The organism is Bradyrhizobium sp. MI1.3 (genome assembly GCF_055811695.1).
Genome location: NZ_JBVVPQ010000087.1, coordinates 1 through 19,266, shown reverse-complemented (window position 1 = coordinate 19,266; position 19,266 = coordinate 1). Strand labels below are relative to the sequence as shown.

Sequence of the window (19,266 nt, the reverse complement as noted above, 5' to 3'; positions counted from 1 at the left end):
CGCTCCATCCGGGCTACGCACCACAATCTGCCGTCGTTTGCGACAGCGGTGCAAAAATTCAGCCATGCGTTTTCGATTCGCACGATGACGCATGGCTGCGCACGCATGTGTGACGTCGCGCAGGTGGCAATCCGATGAGGACCGTAATATCAATCCGATCCCAATGCGGAGATTAGGAGAGATGTCATGGTTCTTGGGTTGAGCTTGCCCGCCTTCACGCTGGTTCATGTCATCATCAGCCTGATCGGCATCGTCGCCGGCCTCGTCGTGATGTTTGGCCTGCTCGGCTCGAAGCCGATGCCGGGCCTCACCGCGATCTTCCTGCTGTTCACGATCCTCACCAGCGCCACCGGCTTCCTGTTTCCGTTCAAGGAGCTGCTGCCGTCGCATATCATCGGCATCATCTCGCTGGTCCTGCTCGCGATCGCCTGTCTCGCGATCTACGGCATGAAGCTCTCTGGCATCTGGCGTCCGGTTTACATCGTGACCGCGATGATCTCGCTGTATTTCAACGTCTTCGTGCTGGTAATCCAGTCGTTCCTGAAGGTGCCGGCGCTCGCCGCGCTCGCACCTGCCGTGGCACCAAATCCACCGGGAGGTCCCGTGTTCGCCGTGGTGCAGGGCCTCGTGCTGGTGTTCTTCGTGGTGCTCACCATCGGCGCCTGGCGCCGCTTCAAGCCGATGGCGTTCGCCTGATCATTCAAGGAGCTTGACAATGCCTACCATCACCACAAAGGACGGCGTCGAGATATTCTACAAGGACTGGGGCTCGGGCCAGCCGATCGTGTTCAGCCACGGCTGGCCGCTGTCGGCCGACGACTGGGACGCGCAGATGATGTTCTTCGTGACGCACGGCTATCGCGTCATCGCGCACGACCGTCGCGGCCATGGCCGTTCGTCGCAGGTCGCCGACGGCCACGACATGGATCATTATGCCGATGATCTCGCGGCCGTGACGGCCCATCTCGATCTCAAGAACGCGATCCATGTCGGCCACTCCACCGGCGGCGGCGAAGTGGTGCATTACATCGCGCGCCACGGCGAGAGTCGGGTGGCGAAGGCCGCGATCCTCTCGGCGGTGCCGCCGCTGATGCTGCAGACCGCGGCCAATCCCGGCGGCCTGCCCAAGAGCGTGTTCGACGATTTCCAGGTGCAGCTCGCTGCCGGCCGCGCCAGCTTCTACCGCGACATCGCGGCTGGCCCCTTCTATGGCTACAATCGTCCCGGCGCGAAGCCGTCGGAAGCGGTGATCCAGAACTGGTGGCGCCAGGGCATGATGGGCGGCGCGAAGGCCCATTATGACGGCATCGTCGCGTTCTCGCAGACCGACTTCACCGAGGACTTGAGGAAGATCAATGTGCCGGTGCTGGTGATGCACGGCGACGACGACCAGATCGTGCCTTACGCCGACTCCGCGCCGCTGTCGGCCAAGCTGTTGAAGAACGGCACGCTGAAGACCTACAAGGGCTTCCCGCACGGCATGCCGACGACGCACGCCGAGACCATCAACGCCGACCTGCTGGCGTTCTTTAGGGAGTGAGCGGCCTCACGCCAAGATTGCCCTGATCGCGTCGAAGGTGCGCTTGACGAAAGCTTCCGGCTTCTCCCGCGCTCCTCCGGCGATCCAGCTCTCGCCGCCGACGCGCATCGCGCCGGTGGCGATCATGGCGACGAGCCGCGCCTTCAGCTGGTCCGATTTGGTTCTGGCGCGCTGGGCGAGCCCTTCGGCCAGGGCCCGCTCGAGCTTCTCGTATTTGAGTTGGTCGCGCGCCCGAAGCGCGGGATTATCGCGCTTGAGCCGCGACATGGCCGCAGCCTCCGCCGGATCGATCCGCTTGAGCGCCGCCGCGATCGCGTTCTCCGCCGCCGTCAGCATGGTTTCGCCCGCCGGCCGCGCCACGACCTCCGCGACCAGCGCGGCGGCGGCGCCTTCCTGCCAAGCCGCGACCACGTCCTCTTTCGAGGCGAAATAATGGAAGAAGCTGCGTCGCGACACGTCCGCCGCGGCCGCAATATCGTCGATGGTCGTGGCCTCGAAACCGCGCTCCAGGAATAGCGCCATCGCGGCGCGGGTCAACCGCTCGCGGGTCGCTTGCAATTTGCGCTGGCGCAGGCCGGTGCCATCGGCGGATTTTGCTCCTGCCGGCAATGGCTTGGTGCGCCTGTTGACTGATTTCCCGGCGACTTTCGAAAGCTTCAAATCACTTCACCACTTGCAAAGTTGCACCCAGTGCACATTTAGACCCGTCGCGGGGCCTTTCCCAGCCCCGACGGAGCTATGGCATGACCGACTGGACCACGGCAGACATCCCCTCCCTCAGCGGCAAGACTGCCGTCGTGACCGGAGCGACGGGCGGCCTCGGCTACGAGACGGCGATGGCGCTGGCGGGCGCCGGTGCCATTGTCATACTCACCGGACGCAACGAGGCAAAGGGCCTGCGCGCGATCGAGGGCATTTGCGAGCGCTTTCCCAATGCGCTGATCGCCTACGAGCATCTCGACCTCGCCAGCCTCGCTTCCGTCGCCGATTTTACCAGGCGCTTCGCCGCCAGCAACGAGCAGCTCGACCTGCTCGTCAACAATGCCGGCGTGATGGCGCTGCCAAAGCGGCAGCAGACGGCGGATCGTTTCGAGATGCAGCTCGGCACCAACTATCTCGGTCATTACGCGCTGACGGCGCGGCTGTTGCCGCAGCTTCGCCGGGCGAAGGCGGCTCGGGTCGTCAACCTCTCGAGCCTTGCGCACCGCTCCGGGGCGATCAATTTCGACGATCTGCAGGCTAAGCATTCCTATCGTCCGTGGCGGGCTTATTGCCAGTCCAAGCTGGCGATGCTGATGTTTTCGCTGGAATTGCAGCGCCGCAGCCTCGCCGCAGGCTGGGGTCTGACGAGCCTTGCCGCACATCCCGGCTACGCGCGGACCGATCTGATTTCGAACGGTCCGGGTGCGAACACGTTCCAGTGGCATGTGAGCCGGTGGCTGCAGCCCTTCATCAGCCAGTCTGCCGCGGAAGGCGCGCTGCCGACTTTGTTGGCGGCGACCTCGCCGGCAGCAGAGCCGGGCGGCTACTATGGTCCCAACTGGTTCTTCGAATTGAAAGGGCCGCCGCGGCCGGCGAAGATCATGCCGCAGGCAAAGGATTTCGCCTCGGCGGCCATGCTGTGGGATGTCTCGGCGACGTTGACCGGTATATCCTTCGACGAGATCGCGGCCGCCGCATGAGCCGCGAGCCTGTCGGGGAGGTCCCGATGCAGATCATCATCTTCGGCGCGACCGGCATGGTCGGGCAGGGCGTCTTGCGCGAATGCCTGGTCGATGCCGGCATCGATCGCGTGCTCGTGGTCGGCCGCAGCCCGACCGGCGTGCGCCACGCCAAGCTCACGGAGATCACGCACGGCGATTTCACGGACTACTCGGCGATCGAAGCGCAGCTCACCGGCTTCGATGCCTGCTTCTTCTGCCTCGGCGTCTCCTCGATCGGCATGAGCGAGGAGCGCTACCGCCATCTCACCTATGACCTCACGCTCGCAGCGGCGACCGCGCTGGCACGGCTCAATCCGCAGATGACATTCGTCTATGTCACGGGCGCCGGCACCGATTCCACCGAGCAGGGTTCGCGGATGTGGGCGCGGATCAAGGGCAAGACCGAGAACGATCTGCTCAAGCTGCCGTTCAAGGCGGCCTACATGTTCCGCCCCGGTGCAATCCAACCGCTCCACGGTGCCCGCTCCAAGACCGCGTGGGTGCAGGCCGTGTATGCAGCAAGTTGGCCACTGTGGTCGGTACTGCGCCGGGTCTCGCCGCGGCTCGTCACCTCGACGGAGCAGATCGGCCGCGCGATGATCCGGGTCGCGCGGGAGGGGTATCCGCGAAAGGTGCTGGAGATGGAGGATATCAATAGCCTCTAGTCCAGTGGGGCGTTAGTTCTAGGGAAATTTCGCCGCCCGCGCGCGTTGAGCCCTGTCCGCCCGAAGCAGAAAGCGCCGTCGATGTCTCCCCAGCTCAAACTGATCGCACTCGACGCCGACGACCTCTCCGTGATCTCGGCCCACGTCCAGGACGCCCGCGTGCAGCCCTCGGACATCATCTGGCGGCAAAGCGAAAAGCGGCTGGTCGTCGGCATGAGCCGGTTGGACTGGGAGCAGACACTGGACGGCGAGGCCGAGCCGCGCAGGCTGGTGGCGGCCCTCCGTTTCGACCGCGTGCTCGCCTGCAAGTCGCGCAACATCGACCTCGACGCGCCGGACACTGTCCTGGACCTCGTCGGCATCGAATTCCACGGCCAGGACGCCCCCGGCGGGAGCGCGCTGCTCCTGTTTGCCCAAGGCGGCGCCATCCGCCTCGACGTCGAATGCCTGGAATGCGAACTGACTGATCTGGGGGTGGATCAGCTGGGAGCGGGGTTGGAGGCTGAAGGGGAGGGGTGAAGTGGCATGCCAAGGCCACGCATTCCGCTTTCGCCAGGACGACGCCGGAGGGGAACGGCCCGGCCCAAGGGTTGACGCAGCTTCCCCGCCGCGCCATTGAGCAGGGGCCTGGTGAGCCAAACCGCGCCCCCAAAAACCAGTTAGAAGCCAAGATGCCCGTTCGTCTCGACCGCAGCAGCGCCGATTTTGACCAGCGATTCGGGGCCTTCCTCGCCGCCAAGCGCGAGGCCTCGGCCGACGTCGAGGCGGCCGCGCGAGCCATCGTCGACGACGTGGCGAAGCGGGGCGATGCCGCCCTGCTCGAGGCCACGGCAAAGTTCGACCGGTTGACGCTCAATGCATCCGGCCTGCGCGTCACCGCCGCCGAGATCGAGGCCGCGGTGAAAGCCTGCGACGCAGCGACCCTGGATGCGCTCAAGCTCGCGCGCGATCGCATCGAGACCTATCACAGCCGGCAACTGCCGAAGGACGAGCGTTTCACCGATTCGCTCGGCGTCGAGCTCGGCTGGCGCTACACCGCGATCGAATCCGCCGGCCTCTACGTGCCCGGCGGCACTGCAGCCTATCCGTCTTCGGTGCTGATGAATGCGGTGCCGGCAAAGGTCGCGGGCGTAGCGCGCCTCGTCATGGTGGTGCCCTCGCCCGACGGCAAGCTCAACCCGCTGGTCCTGGCGGCAGCAAAGCTTGGCGGCGTCACCGAGATCTATCGCGTCGGCGGTGCGCAGGCGGTTGCCGCGCTCGCGCATGGCACCGCGACGATCGCGCCCGTCGCCAAGATCGTCGGACCCGGCAACGCGTATGTCGCCGCGGCAAAGCGGCTGGTGTTCGGCAAGGTCGGGATCGACATGATCGCCGGTCCCTCGGAGGTGCTTGTCATCGCCGATGACACCGGCAATGCCGACTGGATTGCCGCCGACCTGCTGGCACAGGCCGAGCACGATTCCAGCGCGCAGTCGATCCTGATTACCGATTCCGCGCGCCTTGCCGCCGACGTCGAAAAGGCCGTCGAGGCGCAGTTGAAGACGCTGCCGCGCGCTGCGATCGCCAGCGCCTCGTGGGCCGATTTCGGCGCCATCATCATGGTGCAGAGCCTCAATGACGCCATTCCGCTCGCGGATGCGATTGCCGCCGAGCATCTCGAGATCATGACGCATGATCCCGACGCGCTCGCCGCAAGGATCCGCAACGCAGGCGCCGTGTTCCTCGGGCCGCACACGCCGGAGGCGATTGGCGATTACGTCGGCGGCTCCAACCACGTGCTGCCGACGGCGCGCTCGGCACGATTCTCGTCGGGGCTCTCGGTGCACGATTTCCTCAAGCGCACCTCGATCCTGAAATGCGGCCCGGATCAGCTGCGTGCGCTCGGTCCGGCCGCGATGATTCTCGGCAAGGCGGAGGGGCTAGATGCCCATTCGCGCTCGATTGGATTGCGCCTCAACCTGTCATGACCCAGCCGCCCGAACAGGACGACTCGACCAATCGCATCGTCGGCGTCACGCTCGACGAGGACTCGATCGGCCGTTCCGGCCCCGACATCGAGCATGAGCGCGCGATCGCGATCTACGATTTGATTGAACAGAACCTGTTCGCGCCGGAGGGCGCCGACGGGAAGGGGCCGTTCACGCTGCATATCGGCATCACCGGCAGCCGCCTGATGTTCGACATCCGCCGTGAGGACGGCACGCCCGTGGTCGCACATCTGTTGTCGCTGACGCCGTTCCGGCGGATCGTGAAGGACTATTTCATGATCTGCGACAGCTACTACCAGGCGATCCGCACCGCGACGCCGGACAAGATCGAGGCCATCGATATGGGCCGCCGCGGCATCCATGACGAGGGCTCGCGCACGCTGCAGGAGCGGCTGAAGGGCAAGGTGCGGGTCGATTTCGAGACCTCGCGCCGGCTGTTCACGCTCATTACTGTCCTGCACTGGAAGGGTTAAGCGCGATGGCGGGTCCGCCACGCGCACGCGATCCGCAATCGGTGCTGTTCGCTTGCGCCATGAACAGCGTGCGCTCGCCGATGGCCGAGAGCCTGCTGCGGCACATGTTTCCGCAAGGCCTCTACGTGAAGTCAGCCGGCGCAAGGCGCGGCGAGCTCGATCCGTTCGCGGTGTCCGTGATGGCCGAGCTCGGCCAGGACATCTCCACCCACAAGCCGCAGACTTTCGAGGAGCTGGAGGATTGGGAAGGGCTGAATTTCGACCTGATCATCACGCTGTCGCCGGAGGCGCATCACAAGGCGCTGGAGCTGACCCGGACGCTTGCCGCCGACGTCGAGTATTGGCCGACGCTTGATCCCACCACCATGGAAGGCAGCCGCGACCAGAAGTTGGCGGCTTACCGTGACGTCTGCGACCAGCTCCTGCTGCGCATCCGCCGGCGGTTTTCGAAGGTGGGCGCGGCGAACGGGTAGCATTCGGCGCCCGTAACACCCGCGTCACAGACTGCGGGCACACGCATCCCGTACCCGTCGAATCAGTAAAGTCCGGGTTCCCGGGTTGTGAAATCAGCCCCCGTCCGATAGGTTCCGCGCGCAATTCACCCCCTGCTTCATTCCCCAAATCACCTGATGCTCGGCCGCCCCAAATTCGTTCTCGCCTCCGGTTCGCCGCGGCGCCTGTCGCTGCTCAACCAGGCCGGCATCGAGCCGGACGCGCTCCGGCCCGCCGACGTCGACGAGACGCCGAAGCGGGGCGAGCTGCCGCGCGCCTGCGCCAACCGGCTCGCGCGGGCCAAGGCGGATGCGGCGCTCAAATCAGTGCAGCTCGACGACGAGCTGCGCGGCGCCTTCATCCTCTCCGCCGACACGGTGGTGGCGGTCGGCCGCCGCATCCTGCCCAAGGCCAATCTCGTCGACGAGGCCGCGCAGTGCCTGCGGCTGCTGTCGGGCCGCAACCATCGCGTCTACACCGCAATCACCCTGGTGACGCCGCGCGAGGCCTTCCGCCAGCGCCTGGTCGAGACCCGCGTCCGCTTCAAGCGCCTCTCGGAGGACGACATCCAGGCCTATATCGGCTCCGGCGAATGGCGCGGCAAAGCCGGCGGCTACGCGGTGCAGGGAATCGCCGGGTCGTTCGTGGTCAAGATGGTGGGGTCCTACACCAACGTGGTCGGCCTGCCGCTCTACGAGACCACCACGCTGCTCGGCGGCGAAGGTTTCCCGATCCGCTTCGGCTGGCTCAACGCCACCGCCGTGTGAGCCGAACGGCCGCTCCTGCAAAAAATCGCGAAAACAACCCCATGCACAGTAGAATTGCCCCGCGGGAATCTGGCCGGAACGCCTGCACTTCCGCCGGAGGAACCCCTTTGGCGACAGGCTCTTGAACTCTCTCACCTCGTGCAAGCTGAGCACCCTATGGATGACCAGGTGAAAAAGCCCGCAAGCCCCCTCAAAACCTGCCCGATCTGCGGCAAGCCGCAGTCCGAGGCCACCCGCCCGTTCTGCTCCTCGCGCTGCCGCGACGTCGATCTGAACCGCTGGCTGAAAGGCTCCTACGTCATCCCCGGCCGGGATGACGAGGCGGATGGAGAAGAATAAACAAGTAATATCAACATTCTAAGTGAATGATGCCCGCGCAGCACGCCAGCTCCAGCAAGCCCGCCCGACCTTGTGCACAGCCGTGCCGCGCCCGGCGAAGCCTCTTGGTGAAGCCGGGTGGACAGGCAGCCTTCAGCCCACTATAAACCGCCCGCTCGATGGGCTTTGGCCCCTCTTTGGAGCACGCCCAGGTAGCTCAGTTGGTAGAGCATGCGACTGAAAATCGCAGTGTCGGTGGTTCGATTCCGCCCCTGGGCACCATTTTCGCTCGCCACGGGCAACATCTTCCCCAGCGCCAAGCCTTGAGCGCCAGGTCTTGACCAGCCCGCTCGCGCAGCAATCCGTTCCGGAACCAGATCGCGCCCGCCCATTGCTGGCACTCTGCTTGCTCAGCCAGGACCAAAGTCTGGCCTTGGAAGAGAGGCCGTTTCAGGTTGAGGCAAGTGATGCAGGAAGTGTCCCGTTCTGATGCTGGCGAACTCCGGCTCGATGCGTTGGTCGCCGATTTGTGGTGGCGCGTTCGGCTCATGAACACAGACATTCTCGAGGAAGAGGCGAGAGCAGGGGTGTTTGACGTGCTGCAGCCGACATACCCGCTTCTTGCGCTTAATCTTCGCGCGCGACGCGACAATTTGGTCTCGACGATCGGCGTGCTCGAGCAGCGTGCGCGATCAACGTCGGAAGCGGCTTGAGCGCGGTCTTCTGTTACACCGGGAACGTCAGCGATTTCGCGAGCCTGACCAGATCGACCTGGCGTCGGCAGCCCGTCTTTTCGAAGACGTGAATGAGGTGGCTCTTCACGGTGCTGACGGAAACGCCGAGCAAGGCCGAGATCGCGTCTCGTGTGTGTCCCTCGCAGATGAGCTCGAAGATGCGAATTTCGGCCGGCGTCAGGTCATAGAGCTGGTTGAGCGCATCGTGAGGCAATCGCGGCGGCCCGGAGGCTGACGTCACGAACACGGCGGCAGCGGCGCTTTGGATCAGGCCGGATCGCGTGTGGCTGCGTCGCAACGGCAGAACGTGAATGACGAGAGCGTCACCGCCTTGGCGAGGGATCGGGATGCCGATGCCTTTTTGCCCGAGCTTCGTCTCGTCCTTTGCCGCCTGCGCGATGGCCGATTGCAATGTGGCCGTGGTCGCCGCGGATTGAACCGCGATCCTGCCATGCCTTGCCATGATCGGATCGCCGGCCGCGAGCATCGCCGCGGCTGCGGCGTTGGCGTGAACGATCTTCGAATCCTCGTCGGCCAGGACGACGCCCACCGTCAGGGCCTCCACCGTCGCCGCGAATGTGTTGGCCTCCACCGCCTTCATGTCGAACAGATTGCTGATCGTCACGGCGCGGCGGATGTGAGGCGCCAGAAGGCGCAATCCGTCGACCTGCACATCGTCAATGCGGCCTGCCGACTCATGCTGGCTGAATATCGCATTTCCAACCATCGTCCTGTCGCGTACGAGGCCGACGGCAACGGCGTCGAACAAGCCCTTGGGCAGGGCCCATTCGCGATAATAGCGGTTGCTGGAAATGATCTCCGACCGGACGGCTTCGGATTGAACGATCGGCTCGCCGAGCGGATACTGCTGAATGCGCTCGGCGCCGCCCCAGAGCTCGATGATGTCGGCGCCGTAGCCGACCCCGTTCTGGGCCATCTGGGCCAGGTCGGACCCGGAGACCGCATTGACGACGGCCTTCATATTGGTGAGGCTGGCGACCGAGAGCGCGCCGGTGGCAAAGCCGAACTCGGCGCAGATCTCATCCAGAACTTCGGTCCAGCGTTCCGGCGCGATCACACAATCATAGATACTGCCGATGAGGTCCGAGAACTTCTCGACCGAAGCCTGGTGCATTCCAAACCACTCACTTGAAAATAGCGGACGTCACTTGAAAGCTAGTTTAGGAGTGGCTTCATCGCCTATGACGTATTTCACAATCCCGAGGCAGCGATCCTATCACCGCGATTCGGGGGCGCAAACGGGAACACCGAACCCAAATGCTTGGAGTGGCTTGTTGGCGGCCGCGACGCATTTCGCGCTCGTGCTTTGCTGCCGCTAAGTCGAGTGTCTGTTCTGCTCGATGCCTGCTCAAAACTGCGGCAGATGCGATGCGGAGCGCGTCGGCAGGCCGTGTCAAGTTGCATGGTTCCTCTCCATGCAACCTGGATCAGGGCGTGATATCCTGGCCCTCGGGACGGAATTGACCCTCCCCGCATCTGGAAGGACATGGCCATGACGTTGTCATCACGCTTCGGTACGCGTCCCGCTGTCGCCATCTCATCGATCGCACTGCTCCTGTGCGCCCTCGGCGGCACCGCGATGTCGCAACCGACGCCCACCACGACCGCCGCCGACACCCAGCTTCCCGGCGTCACGGTCGATGCGCCGAAGCATATGGCGCGGCCACACCGGCCAGCGCATCACGCGACAGCTCGCGGGACCGCATCGCGCACGTCAGCCGCTTCGACGGCGTCACTGGCGCCGAACTCGGACGCCGCGAAGCTTGCCAAGCTCGCCGCTGCCACGGGCAGCTGCGTCGGCGGTTGTCAATCGAGCTTCAAGACGGGCGACAAGCCCTGGGTTGGTTGCAACGTTTCGGGTGGCGTCTATTCGTTCACGTGCCGTAACGTCGCTAACTACAAGACCTATGACGAGTGCAAGGAAGCAGGACGGATCACCGGCTGGCGCTCCGGCGAGACCTCGGCATATTGCAGCAGCCTTGCGTTGAAGTAGCAGTGCGGATGGCCTCTCCTCCGATTGCACGAGGCAAGTCGCAAGCGGGTCGACGATCAGCGCGTGATTGACGACACATATCATTCCAGCCGGTCAGTCCAGCCTGTTGTCAGGTGGCTCGCGTCATGGATCGTCTGCGCGTGGCCCCTATGTCCATTCGCGATTGTGAGGCTTGCGAACGAGCCACGCCCGCGCTCTCATGCTATTGCTGCCTCCGCAATGACGCGAGGACACCCATGCTCCCCCTTCCCGCCGATATCTTCACCGAGCCCGAGGACGTCTCGCCCGACGGGCTTGCCAATCTCGGCCCGCTCCGCCGTCTCGCAGGCAGCTGGCAGGCCGACAAAGGTATCGATATCAATCCGAAGGCGGAGGGGCCGGAGCGGCGGACCTTCATTGAGCGCATCCGGATGGACCCGATCGATCCGCAGGCCAACGGGCCGCAGCTGCTCTATGGGCTGCGCTATCACATCCACATCAACACGCCCGAGGAAGACATCACCTTCCACGACCAGGTCGGCTACTGGTTGTGGGAGCCCGCGACCGGGCTGATCATGCAGACGCTGGCGATCCCGCGCGGGCAGGTGCTGCTGGCGTCGGGCAAGGCCGGGGCGGACGACAAGGAGATCTCCGTGACCGCCAAGCGCGGCGACACCGCATACGGGATCTGCTCGACTGATTTTCTGGAACAAGCGTTCCGCACCGATGCTTACCGCTGCGACATCACCTTCAACGACGACGGCAGTTGGACCTATCTGATCCAGACCGAGTTGTTCGTGCGCGGCGCGCCGTTCAACCATCGCGACACCAACACGCTGAAACTCGTCGCGCCGCCAAAGCTCAATCCCCTCGCGGTGATCTTGAACGATCGCGCCACGGGGAATAAGGGCAATGAGCCGGCAGCCTGAGCGCGGCCCGGAGATACGCATGAAGCCTTACGTCATCTGTCTGATGCATTCGAGTCTGGACGGCCGCACCCATCCGAGCCGCTGGCGCCCGAAGGGGGCAGGGACGGACTGGTTCGAGAAGATCCACGACGAGCTCGGCGGCGATGCCTGGGTAATCGGCCGCGTCACCGGCTCGGAGTTCGCCAAGGGCAAGCCCTATCCCGCGACGGCGGCCGCGAAATTTCCGCGCGAAAATTGGTTGGCACGACGTGACGCGATAACCTATGGCGTCGTGCTCGATGCGAAGGGCAAGATCGGCTGGGGCCGCTCCGATATCGGCGGCGATCCGATCGTCGTCGTGCTGACCGAGAGCGTCTCCGATTCGCATCTCGCGGGGCTCCGCCGCGAGGGCGTGTCCTATATCTTTGCCGGAAAGTCCGAGATCGACCTCGCGCGGGCGGTGGACATTCTCAACCGCGAGCTCGGCGTGAAGCGCCTTCTGGTGGAGGGCGGGGGCGTCGCCAACGGCGCGTTCCTTCGTGCCGGCCTGATCGACGAGTTCGATCTGATCCTTAGCCCCGCGATCGACGGCGCCAAGGGCGCGCCCTTCGTGTTCGATTCCACGGATGCCGATGGCGACCGGCGTGCACCGCTCAGCGCGATGACGCTGGAGAGCACGCGAGATCTCGGCGGCGGCGTCCTGCTGCTGCGCTATCTGATCCAGAACGATCCGCAGGCCGTGGGCAAGTAAGCACCGACATGTCGGCAACATCAGAGCATATCGTCATCGTCGGTGCCGGCGCGGCCGGCCTGATGGCGGCGCGCGAGCTGGCGTGCGCGGGCAGGACGGTGACGATCCTGGAGGCGCGCGAGCGCTGCGGCGGCCGCATCCATCCGCTGTCTGTTTCGGAGTTCGGCTACCCCGCCGATGGCGGCGCCGAATTCGTCCACGGCGAGGCGCCGGTCACGCGCGCGCTGCTGCATGAGGCCGGGCTGTCCCTTCAGGAAATCGAAGGCGAGCGATGGGGCTTTGACGGCGCAGACATCGTGCGCGAGGACCGCCACGATCCGCTTGAGGCCGAGCTGCACGCCGTGGTTCGGGAATTGAATGACGATCTCACCATCGCCGATTTCCTGCGCCGGCATTTTGCCGGCGATGAGCATGCGGGGCTGCGCCATTCGATCGAGCGAATGGTCGAGGGCTACGATGCGGCCGATCCCGAGCGCGCCTCCACGCTGGCGCTGCGCGAGGAATGGATGGCTGGCGGGCACTCTCCGCAGGCGCGCATCAAGGGCGGCTATGGTGGGATGATCGACTTCCTGGCAGCCGAGTGCCGCAACCTTGGCGTGATGTTTCGCTTCGGCTGCGTGGTGTCGGCGATCGAGGAGGAGGGCGGCGCGATCGCCGTTCGCTGTATCGGCGGCGACGTGCATGGCTGCGGTCGCGTGATCCTCACTGTTCCGTTGCCGCTATTGCGCGAGATCGGGCTGCCGAGCCGCGCGCGCGCGAAGGCGGCGGCGGCCGACGACATCGGCTTCGGTAACGTGATAAAAATCCTGCTGCGCTTCAGGCGGCCATGGTGGCGCGAGCGCAAGGAAGAGCTCGCGGACATGAGCTTCATTTTGTCCGACCAGGTCATCCCGGTGTGGTGGACGCAATATCCGAACCGGCATCCCGTGCTGACCGGATGGTTCGGCGGCCCGCGCACGGCAGCGCTGTCGCACCTCGGCCCGCAAGCGCTGATCGATGCCGGGCTCGATTCGCTTGCGACCGTCTTCGGCCTGTCGCGCGAAGATCTCGCGCGCGAGCTCATCGCGGCCGCTGCGACCAACTGGGCGCACGATCCCTATGCCCGCGGCGCCTATTCCTGGGCGACGCCGCGAACGCGCGAGGCGCAAACGATCCTCGCGCGGGCCGACGGTCCGGTGCTGTTCTCCGGCGAGGCGCTCTATCGCGGAGCCGACATGGGCACGGTCGAAGCGGCGCTGGCGAGCGGCCAGCAAACGGCGGGGCTGATCTTGCGGGGATAGCTGACAGTCAAGAAAAAGGCCCGCATCCCGCGGGCCTTCGTCTTACCAGCGACCGTCTTACCAGCGGCTGCCGCCGAAGCCGAACGTCACGCTGGGACCGCCGCCGCCGTAATATCCGTACGGTCCGCCGCCGTAATAGCCGTGGTGCCGCGGGTAATAGCCGTAGCTCCGGTAGTGCGGACGATGAAATCCGTGATGGTGGTGAGGACGCCAGTGATGGCGATAGCCGTGATGGTGGTGCCTGTGCTGCGCGCTGATATCGGTCGACTGGCCGGCTGGCGCGTTGTGTTTCGCGCTTGAATTGTTGGCCGCGTTCGCCGCGGATCCGCCTGCAAGCGCCGCAGCACCGACGGCCATCGCGACAATGAGATACTTCATGTCATTACTCCAGTTGAATGTCGTGTGACAACACGTGGTCATCCGGCGCGTTCCGGTCAGTGCGGGCGTCGAAACGACGCAGTTTCATTAGCGTTCGATTTGCGCGGCTGCGTGCGTCTCGTGAGATTTATTGTCGCATCGCGGGCGTCGATCGCAACTCTGCCATCACTCTGCCGCGAATGACGCAATCACGTCATCGGTGGAGAGTCGCGAAAGGCCGCCATGCCGGGGGCTGATCAGTCAATCGCTCAACTCAACGTGATCCTCATGCGCGTTGCGCTTGATCCAGCGCAACTCCGGCCAGTGTCTCCCCATGCAATGTCGCCGCGACAATTCGAATTGCAGATCGAGGCAAGACATGAAGGCGTATTTCATCGGTGGCGGCATTGGATCGCTCGCGGGCGCGGCGTTCCTGGTTCGTGACGCGCAGCTGCCGGGGCGGGACATCGTGATCTACGAGGCGCAGCCGCTGCTCGGCGGCAGCCTCGACGGCGCGCTGCTCGCGAACGGCGCTTATTCGCTGCGCGGCGGACGCATGCTCACCACCGATCACTACGAATGCACCTGGGAGCTGCTGTCGAGCATTCCCTCGGTCGAACATCCCGGCCTCAGCGTGCGCGAGGAAACCGTCGCGTTCAACACCGAGAACCCGGCGCATTCGCAGGCGAGGTTGGTCGATCGCAACCGCTTCAAGCTCGACGTCTCGCATATGGGATTTTCCGCGCGCGACCGGCTCGAGCTGCTGCGGCTCACGGAGGCCTCGGAGGAGACGCTCGGCAACAGCCGCATCACCGACTGGCTGTCGCCCAAATTCTTCGAATCCAATTTCTGGTTCATGTGGCAGACCACTTTCGCCTTTCAGCCCTGGCACAGCGCGGTCGAGCTGAAGCGCTATCTGCATCGCTTCATGAACGAATTCCCGCGCATCGAGACGCTCGCCGGCGTCAAGCGCACCGTCTACAACCAGTATGACGCGATCGTGCGGCCGCTTGCCGCCTGGCTCAAGGGCCAGGGCGTGCAGTTCGTGCGCGGGACCGCCGTCACCGACATGGCGATCGAGAGCGAGGACGGACGCTTGCGGGTGCGCCAGCTCGTACTCGACCGCGACGGCCGCATCGCCAATGTCCAGCTCGAGGACGGCGACCTGGTGTTCTTTCAGAACGGCTCGATGACGGACGCCTCGAGCCTGGGTTCGATGACCGAGCCGGCTCCGTGCCTGACCAAGTCCGACAGCCGGGGTTGGGCGCTGTGGGAACGAATCGCGGAGGGACGTCCCGAATTTGGCAAGCCGTCCGCGTTCAACGCGTCGATCCCGGAATCCTATTGGCTGTCATTCACGGTCACCTGCCGCGATCCGCGCTTCTTCGACAAGATGGAGGCGTTCTCCGGCAACAAGGCGGGCACCGGCGGCCTCGTCACGTTCAGGGACTCCAACTGGCTGATGTCGGTGGTGCTGTATCACCAGCCGCATTTCGCCGGACAGCCGAAGAACGTGCAGGTGTTCTGGGGCTATGCGCTGCATCCCGACCGCGTCGGCAATTTCGTGGCCAAACCGATGTCCGATTGCAGCGGCGCCGACATCCTGAAGGAGCTTTGCGGCCATCTGAATTTCGACCTTGGCGTCTTCGAGGATGCGATCTGCGTTCCCTGCCGCATGCCCTACATCACCAGCATGTTCATGCCGCGCAGCGCGACCGACCGGCCGCTGCCGGTGCCCAGGAATTCCGTCAATCTCGCCTTCGTCAGCCAGTTCGTCGAAATCCCCGATGACGTCGTGTTCACCGTCGAATATTCGGTGCGCGCGGCGCAGACGGCGGTCTATCAGCTGATGAAGATCGATCGCCCGGTGCCGCCGGTGACGCGGCACGACAAATCGCTCGCAGTGATCTTCGCAACGCTGGAAAAGGCGTTCACGTGACGGGTCGAGTTATTTGAACGGATCCTGGATCGATGGCGCCGACTGCCTGATACGACGCACGCTCACGGGCGTGCCGTCGGAAACGAACAGCAGTTCGTAGCGGCGGCCCTCGCTGTCGGTGGCGGAGCAGGTGACATCAGTCACCTTCTTGGCGGCGAAATTGCCGGTCTGGCGGCAGAGGCCGGTGGAGGTCTGCTCGGCCGGCACTGGCAACCCGTCGACCTTGGGGCGGTCCTTGGAGTTGAGCAGCATGCGATCGATCGGCAGCTCGTAGGAATTGTCGTCGGCGCGCTTGCCGTTCTCGCCGGAGAACGACACGACGTGATTGTGATCGGCGGGATCGTCGACCGCGACCGCGAAATTGACCCGGCCCTTGTCACCATGGGCGTAGGCCACCGTCTTGCAGGCGAAGGTGCGCCCGGCGACCTTCAACGTCTTGCAGTGGCCGGACATCAGCGCCAGCAGGTCGACGTAAGCGTTTGCGGCCGGAGGGTTGTTGACGGGAATCGACAAGGAAGACTCGGCAAAACAAGGGCTTGCCAGGCTGATAAGGGCGGCGGTGAGGACTGGTCGGCAGAGGCGCATCGGGAGGCTCACATGCCAGGGAACCACGGAAAAGTTCCGTCCGATAACCAGCGAACCGCAAATTGGTTGCGATCCCGTTTGTTCTACCGGATTCGTCTGAAATACCACCGCGCCACCCCAACGGCGATTCGCCCGTATCGCCCAACCATTCCCGGCCGGCACTTGCCGCCCGGCCGGTGTTTTTTTCGTGGCGGAGCTACCCCATTGCCGCCTGCCAGCGCGTATCGCGCAGGGAGGGACGGCGGTGCAGGCGCGCGTCGAGCAGCGCGCGGGCGCGCGGCAGGTCGCCGCTGCGCGTGAGGGCAACGACAAAAGTGTCCTCGATCAACTCGCGCTGGGCATGGCTGCCGCCGACGCGCACGACCTCGCCGAGGACCGGCGCGAGCATTTGCACGCATGCCGCGTAATCCTCTTCCGCAAAGGCTGCCAGCGCACGGCAGACCGCGGGCACCACGGGACCGGCCGGAAGCTTGCCATCGGCGAGCCGCTGCTCGATCGCGGCAAGACGTATGGCGAGCGCCTCGCGATTTTGCGTCGCAGCCGCGAACAGCGCCATGTGGATGTCGGCGAAGGGCAGGCTCGATTTCGGAAACAGCTTTTGCGCGGTGGCATCGGCTTCGACCCAGAGCGCTTTCGGCACGGCGTGGCCGTAAGCCGACAGGCGCCAGAGCAGGGACGCGGCGTCGGTGACGACGTTGAGCGGCGGCGCCTGCGTCGCCTGCGGCTGCAGCACGTCGGCATAGATCGCGAGCGCCCGCGCGGCATCGCCATGCTCCAGCGCGCCGAGCGCCTGATGCCAACGGATGTGGCCGTGCAAAATTCCAGCCCGGTCGTAAGAGGGTATCCAGTCGTCGACGAGTCGGTCGGCCGCCTCGATCGAACCGTCCTCGAACATCGCATGCAGCACGGCGTGCGCGGCGTGGGCATTCTGCCGGCGCAGGTCGAAGCCGCGCTCGGTGATACCGCGACCGCGACCGACATTGCCGTTCTCGGTCATCGCCCAGCCGTACATGGTGAGGAACCACCAATCCTCGCCATAGTGATGCGCCACGCGCTCGCACAGCTCCTGCCGCGCGCGGTCGTGATCGGCCATGCCGGAGAATGCGAACAGGCCGAAGGCGCCGAGCGGCAGCGACAGCACCAATGCATCGCGCGGCCACGCCTCGACGTGCTTCATCGTCGCCGCGATCGCCTCGGGCAGCCGGCCCTCGATTGCGAGCGCCAGCGTCTCGACATGCGAACGCTCGCGTTCCGTGCCGCGTGTCGCCACGAGCTCACGCGCGAGTGCCGCCTTCTGCCGTGCCAGATCGCCTTGCTGATAGAAGCCATGCAGGCGGCCGCGGGCGATATGGGCCATCGCAAAATCCGGATCGGCCGCAATCGCGCGCTCCAGCGTTTCCGCCGTACCGGTCCAGCCCGCGAGCATGAGGTCGACGCCCTCACGATAAGCGGATGCCGCCTCGGGCGAAGAGGTAGAGAGCGGCAGGCCGTAGCGATCTTCGAGGGCCATTCCTGTCTCCGGCTCAAGCCGTCCGCGCGCGACGTCCTTCAATCGGATAGGCCGGGTCGTTGTAGCCCGGCGTCGAGGGATGCCCCGGCACGACGAGCCTGTCGATCAGCGCCTCGTCTTCCGCAGTGAAGCGATAGTCGAGCGCGCCGGTGTAGCCGTCCCATTGCTCCTCGGTGCGCGGCCCGGCAACGATCGAGGAGACAAAGGCGGAGTTCAGCACCCAGGCGACCGCGAACTGGCCTGCGGTGATGCCCTTTTTCTCAGCGTGGGCCTTGATCTCCTGCGCCAGCTGAAGCGATTCCGGCCGCCATTCGGTCTGCATCATGCGCGTGTCGTTGCGGCCTGCGCGCGTCTCCTTGTCGGGAGCCGCGTCGGGCTTGTATTTGCCGGTCAGCACGCCGCGCGCCAGCGGGCTGTAGGGCACGATGCCGAGGCCGTAATAGGAGCAGGCCGGGAAGTGCTCGACTTCGGGCATGCGGTTCATGGCGTTGTAATAGGGCTGGCTCACCGCGGGCCGGTCGATGCCGAGCCGGTCGCAGATGTTGCAGATTTCGGCGACGCGCCAGGCGCGGTAGTTCGAGACGCCGAAATAGCGCACTTTGCCGGCGCGGATCAAATCGCCCATCGCGCGCACCGTCTCTTCGAGCGGCGTCGCATGGTCTTCCTTGTGCAGATAATAGATGTCGATGTGATCGGTGCCGAGCCGCTTGAGGCTCTCATCCGCCGCCTGCAATACCCAGCGTCGCGACAGGCCGACACGGTTGGGATCGTCGCCCATGGGATTGGCGAGTTTCGTCGCGAGCACCCAGGCGTGACGGTTGTTGCCGATCGCGCGTCCCACGACCTCTTCGGATGCACCCTTCGAATAGGCATCCGCGGTGTCGATGAAATTGATCCCGGCCTCGTGCGCCTTCGCGATGATCCGCTTTGAGGTGGCTTCATCGGTCGGCCCGCCGAACATCATCGTGCCCAAGCAGATCGGCGACACTTTGATGCCGCTGCGGCCGAGTTGGCGATATTGCATGGGCTGTTTCCTCAACGCTTGTTGACACGCCAGCATAGCCGTCTCACTCCGTCATTGCGAGCGCAGCTAGGCAATCCAGAGATGCGTCTGCGGAAAGATTCTGGATTGCTTCGCTGCGCTCGCAATGACGAGGTTGGGGGAGCAGCTTGCTACGCTCTCAGCTGTCATCGCCCGGCTTGATGTTTAGACCGGAGACATAGCTGACGCTTGTTCGGACACATCACTGACAGGTTGGCCAT

22 protein-coding genes and 1 tRNA gene are annotated in these 19,266 nt (G+C 64.8%); 17 read left to right on the top strand and 6 right to left on the bottom strand.

Features of this window, described 5'->3' with window-relative positions; genetic code table 11:
• The first annotated feature begins 186 nt into the window (after window positions 1-186).
• Both AC0L3A_RS35445 and AC0L3A_RS35440 read left to right on the top strand, forming a co-directional pair.
• Window positions 187-696, top strand: coding sequence for a hypothetical protein (locus tag AC0L3A_RS35445; RefSeq protein ID WP_354126890.1), 510 nt, complete (start codon window positions 187-189; stop codon window positions 694-696).
• Between the two features lie 19 nt (window positions 697-715).
• Complete coding sequence (locus AC0L3A_RS35440; protein WP_007597570.1) at window positions 716-1,540, top strand: alpha/beta fold hydrolase; 825 nt, start codon at window positions 716-718, stop codon at window positions 1,538-1,540.
• Between the two features lie 6 nt (window positions 1,541-1,546).
• Here AC0L3A_RS35440 and AC0L3A_RS35435 read toward each other — a convergent pair whose 3' ends face one another.
• Window positions 1,547-2,200 (bottom strand): TetR/AcrR family transcriptional regulator, encoded by a 654-nt coding sequence (locus AC0L3A_RS35435; RefSeq protein ID WP_219682456.1) that lies wholly within the window; start codon window positions 2,198-2,200, stop codon window positions 1,547-1,549.
• Window positions 2,201-2,283: 83 nt separating this feature from the next.
• Between AC0L3A_RS35435 and AC0L3A_RS35430 the strand changes: the two genes are divergently transcribed.
• From AC0L3A_RS35430 to AC0L3A_RS35385, 10 genes are all read left to right on the top strand, one after another.
• Window positions 2,284-3,222, top strand: coding sequence for an SDR family oxidoreductase (locus AC0L3A_RS35430; RefSeq protein ID WP_473256111.1), 939 nt, complete (start codon window positions 2,284-2,286; stop codon window positions 3,220-3,222).
• A gap of 26 nt (window positions 3,223-3,248) precedes the next feature.
• Window positions 3,249-3,908 (top strand): NAD(P)H-binding protein, encoded by a 660-nt coding sequence (locus AC0L3A_RS35425; RefSeq protein WP_473256110.1) that lies wholly within the window; start codon window positions 3,249-3,251, stop codon window positions 3,906-3,908.
• 81 nt (window positions 3,909-3,989) lie between these two features.
• Complete coding sequence (locus AC0L3A_RS35420) at window positions 3,990-4,427, top strand: DUF2948 family protein (protein WP_473256109.1); 438 nt, start codon at window positions 3,990-3,992, stop codon at window positions 4,425-4,427.
• Window positions 4,428-4,579: 152 nt separating this feature from the next.
• Window positions 4,580-5,875 carry a histidinol dehydrogenase gene (gene hisD, locus AC0L3A_RS35415; protein WP_035993721.1) on the top strand — a complete coding sequence of 432 codons (1,296 nt, stop codon included), beginning with the start codon at window positions 4,580-4,582 and terminating at the stop codon, window positions 5,873-5,875.
• A complete protein-coding gene (locus AC0L3A_RS35410; protein WP_018453111.1) occupies window positions 5,872-6,369 on the top strand; it encodes a UPF0262 family protein in 498 nt (165 codons plus the stop codon). Before hisD ends, AC0L3A_RS35410 begins: the two co-directional genes overlap by 4 nt.
• Window positions 6,370-6,374: 5 nt before the next feature.
• A complete protein-coding gene (locus tag AC0L3A_RS35405; RefSeq protein ID WP_219682453.1) occupies window positions 6,375-6,842 on the top strand; it encodes an arsenate-mycothiol transferase ArsC in 468 nt (155 codons plus the stop codon).
• Window positions 6,843-6,998: 156 nt separating this feature from the next.
• Window positions 6,999-7,628, top strand: a complete 630-nt coding sequence (locus tag AC0L3A_RS35400) for a Maf-like protein (RefSeq protein ID WP_007597557.1) — start codon at window positions 6,999-7,001, stop codon at window positions 7,626-7,628.
• Window positions 7,629-7,784: 156 nt separating this feature from the next.
• On the top strand, window positions 7,785-7,967 hold the full coding sequence (yacG, locus tag AC0L3A_RS35395; protein ID WP_007597555.1) for a DNA gyrase inhibitor YacG: 183 nt from the start codon (window positions 7,785-7,787) through the stop codon (window positions 7,965-7,967).
• A gap of 185 nt (window positions 7,968-8,152) precedes the next feature.
• Window positions 8,153-8,228 (top strand) — tRNA-Phe (locus AC0L3A_RS35390).
• Between the two features lie 185 nt (window positions 8,229-8,413).
• Window positions 8,414-8,659 carry a hypothetical protein gene (locus tag AC0L3A_RS35385; RefSeq protein WP_219682452.1) on the top strand — a complete coding sequence of 82 codons (246 nt, stop codon included), beginning with the start codon at window positions 8,414-8,416 and terminating at the stop codon, window positions 8,657-8,659.
• A gap of 13 nt (window positions 8,660-8,672) precedes the next feature.
• Here AC0L3A_RS35385 and AC0L3A_RS35380 read toward each other — a convergent pair whose 3' ends face one another.
• Complete coding sequence (locus tag AC0L3A_RS35380) at window positions 8,673-9,815, bottom strand: helix-turn-helix transcriptional regulator (protein WP_473256108.1); 1,143 nt, start codon at window positions 9,813-9,815, stop codon at window positions 8,673-8,675.
• A gap of 378 nt (window positions 9,816-10,193) precedes the next feature.
• On the opposite strand from AC0L3A_RS35380, the gene AC0L3A_RS35375 reads away from it, so the two are divergent.
• From AC0L3A_RS35375 to AC0L3A_RS35360, 4 genes are all read left to right on the top strand, one after another.
• Window positions 10,194-10,694 (top strand): hypothetical protein, encoded by a 501-nt coding sequence (locus tag AC0L3A_RS35375; protein WP_007597540.1) that lies wholly within the window; start codon window positions 10,194-10,196, stop codon window positions 10,692-10,694.
• A 236-nt stretch (window positions 10,695-10,930) separates the two neighbouring features.
• On the top strand, window positions 10,931-11,602 hold the full coding sequence (locus AC0L3A_RS35370; RefSeq protein ID WP_007597539.1) for an FABP family protein: 672 nt from the start codon (window positions 10,931-10,933) through the stop codon (window positions 11,600-11,602).
• 19 nt (window positions 11,603-11,621) lie between these two features.
• On the top strand, window positions 11,622-12,332 hold the full coding sequence (locus AC0L3A_RS35365; RefSeq protein ID WP_219682450.1) for a RibD family protein: 711 nt from the start codon (window positions 11,622-11,624) through the stop codon (window positions 12,330-12,332).
• A gap of 8 nt (window positions 12,333-12,340) precedes the next feature.
• Window positions 12,341-13,612, top strand: coding sequence for a flavin monoamine oxidase family protein (locus tag AC0L3A_RS35360; RefSeq protein ID WP_473256107.1), 1,272 nt, complete (start codon window positions 12,341-12,343; stop codon window positions 13,610-13,612).
• A gap of 57 nt (window positions 13,613-13,669) precedes the next feature.
• Here AC0L3A_RS35360 and AC0L3A_RS35355 read toward each other — a convergent pair whose 3' ends face one another.
• On the bottom strand, window positions 13,670-13,990 hold the full coding sequence (locus tag AC0L3A_RS35355; RefSeq protein ID WP_473256106.1) for a hypothetical protein: 321 nt from the start codon (window positions 13,988-13,990) through the stop codon (window positions 13,670-13,672).
• A 358-nt stretch (window positions 13,991-14,348) separates the two neighbouring features.
• Between AC0L3A_RS35355 and AC0L3A_RS35350 the strand changes: the two genes are divergently transcribed.
• Window positions 14,349-15,908, top strand: coding sequence for an oleate hydratase (locus AC0L3A_RS35350; protein WP_473256105.1), 1,560 nt, complete (start codon window positions 14,349-14,351; stop codon window positions 15,906-15,908).
• Between the two features lie 9 nt (window positions 15,909-15,917).
• Here the strand turns inward: AC0L3A_RS35350 and AC0L3A_RS35345 are convergent, their stop codons facing one another.
• The 3 genes from AC0L3A_RS35345 to AC0L3A_RS35335 all read right to left on the bottom strand — a co-directional run bounded on the left by AC0L3A_RS35345 (window position 15,918) and on the right by AC0L3A_RS35335 (window position 19,027).
• Entirely contained in the window at window positions 15,918-16,493 is a 576-nt protein-coding gene (locus AC0L3A_RS35345) for a hypothetical protein (protein ID WP_007597530.1), read from the bottom strand.
• Between the two features lie 196 nt (window positions 16,494-16,689).
• Entirely contained in the window at window positions 16,690-18,003 is a 1,314-nt protein-coding gene (locus AC0L3A_RS35340; RefSeq protein ID WP_219682447.1) for a tetratricopeptide repeat protein, read from the bottom strand.
• Between the two features lie 13 nt (window positions 18,004-18,016).
• A complete protein-coding gene (locus AC0L3A_RS35335) occupies window positions 18,017-19,027 on the bottom strand; it encodes an aldo/keto reductase (protein WP_007597527.1) in 1,011 nt (336 codons plus the stop codon).
• Window positions 19,028-19,266 lie beyond the last annotated feature (239 nt).

Bases quoted from the DNA above. Each gene is read 5' to 3' on its own strand.
- AC0L3A_RS35445 (WP_354126890.1), top strand. From the start codon at position 187: ATGGTTCTTGGGTTGAGCTTGCCCGCCTTCACGCTGGTTCATGTCATC.
- AC0L3A_RS35440 (WP_007597570.1), top strand. From the start codon at position 716: ATGCCTACCATCACCACAAAGGACGGCGTCGAGATATTCTACAAGGAC.
- AC0L3A_RS35430 (WP_473256111.1), top strand. From the start codon at position 2,284: ATGACCGACTGGACCACGGCAGACATCCCCTCCCTCAGCGGCAAGACT.
- AC0L3A_RS35425 (WP_473256110.1), top strand. From the start codon at position 3,249: ATGCAGATCATCATCTTCGGCGCGACCGGCATGGTCGGGCAGGGCGTC.
- AC0L3A_RS35420 (WP_473256109.1), top strand. From the start codon at position 3,990: ATGTCTCCCCAGCTCAAACTGATCGCACTCGACGCCGACGACCTCTCC.
- hisD (WP_035993721.1), top strand. From the start codon at position 4,580: ATGCCCGTTCGTCTCGACCGCAGCAGCGCCGATTTTGACCAGCGATTC.
- AC0L3A_RS35410 (WP_018453111.1), top strand. From the start codon at position 5,872: ATGACCCAGCCGCCCGAACAGGACGACTCGACCAATCGCATCGTCGGC.
- AC0L3A_RS35405 (WP_219682453.1), top strand. From the start codon at position 6,375: ATGGCGGGTCCGCCACGCGCACGCGATCCGCAATCGGTGCTGTTCGCT.
- AC0L3A_RS35400 (WP_007597557.1), top strand. From the start codon at position 6,999: ATGCTCGGCCGCCCCAAATTCGTTCTCGCCTCCGGTTCGCCGCGGCGC.
- yacG (WP_007597555.1), top strand. From the start codon at position 7,785: ATGGATGACCAGGTGAAAAAGCCCGCAAGCCCCCTCAAAACCTGCCCG.
- AC0L3A_RS35385 (WP_219682452.1), top strand. From the start codon at position 8,414: ATGCAGGAAGTGTCCCGTTCTGATGCTGGCGAACTCCGGCTCGATGCG.
- AC0L3A_RS35380 (WP_473256108.1), bottom strand. From the start codon at position 9,815: ATGCACCAGGCTTCGGTCGAGAAGTTCTCGGACCTCATCGGCAGTATC.
- AC0L3A_RS35375 (WP_007597540.1), top strand. From the start codon at position 10,194: ATGACGTTGTCATCACGCTTCGGTACGCGTCCCGCTGTCGCCATCTCA.
- AC0L3A_RS35370 (WP_007597539.1), top strand. From the start codon at position 10,931: ATGCTCCCCCTTCCCGCCGATATCTTCACCGAGCCCGAGGACGTCTCG.
- AC0L3A_RS35365 (WP_219682450.1), top strand. From the start codon at position 11,622: ATGAAGCCTTACGTCATCTGTCTGATGCATTCGAGTCTGGACGGCCGC.
- AC0L3A_RS35360 (WP_473256107.1), top strand. From the start codon at position 12,341: ATGTCGGCAACATCAGAGCATATCGTCATCGTCGGTGCCGGCGCGGCC.
- AC0L3A_RS35355 (WP_473256106.1), bottom strand. From the start codon at position 13,990: ATGAAGTATCTCATTGTCGCGATGGCCGTCGGTGCTGCGGCGCTTGCA.
- AC0L3A_RS35350 (WP_473256105.1), top strand. From the start codon at position 14,349: ATGAAGGCGTATTTCATCGGTGGCGGCATTGGATCGCTCGCGGGCGCG.
- AC0L3A_RS35345 (WP_007597530.1), bottom strand. From the start codon at position 16,493: ATGCGCCTCTGCCGACCAGTCCTCACCGCCGCCCTTATCAGCCTGGCA.
- AC0L3A_RS35340 (WP_219682447.1), bottom strand. From the start codon at position 18,003: ATGGCCCTCGAAGATCGCTACGGCCTGCCGCTCTCTACCTCTTCGCCC.
- AC0L3A_RS35335 (WP_007597527.1), bottom strand. From the start codon at position 19,027: ATGCAATATCGCCAACTCGGCCGCAGCGGCATCAAAGTGTCGCCGATC.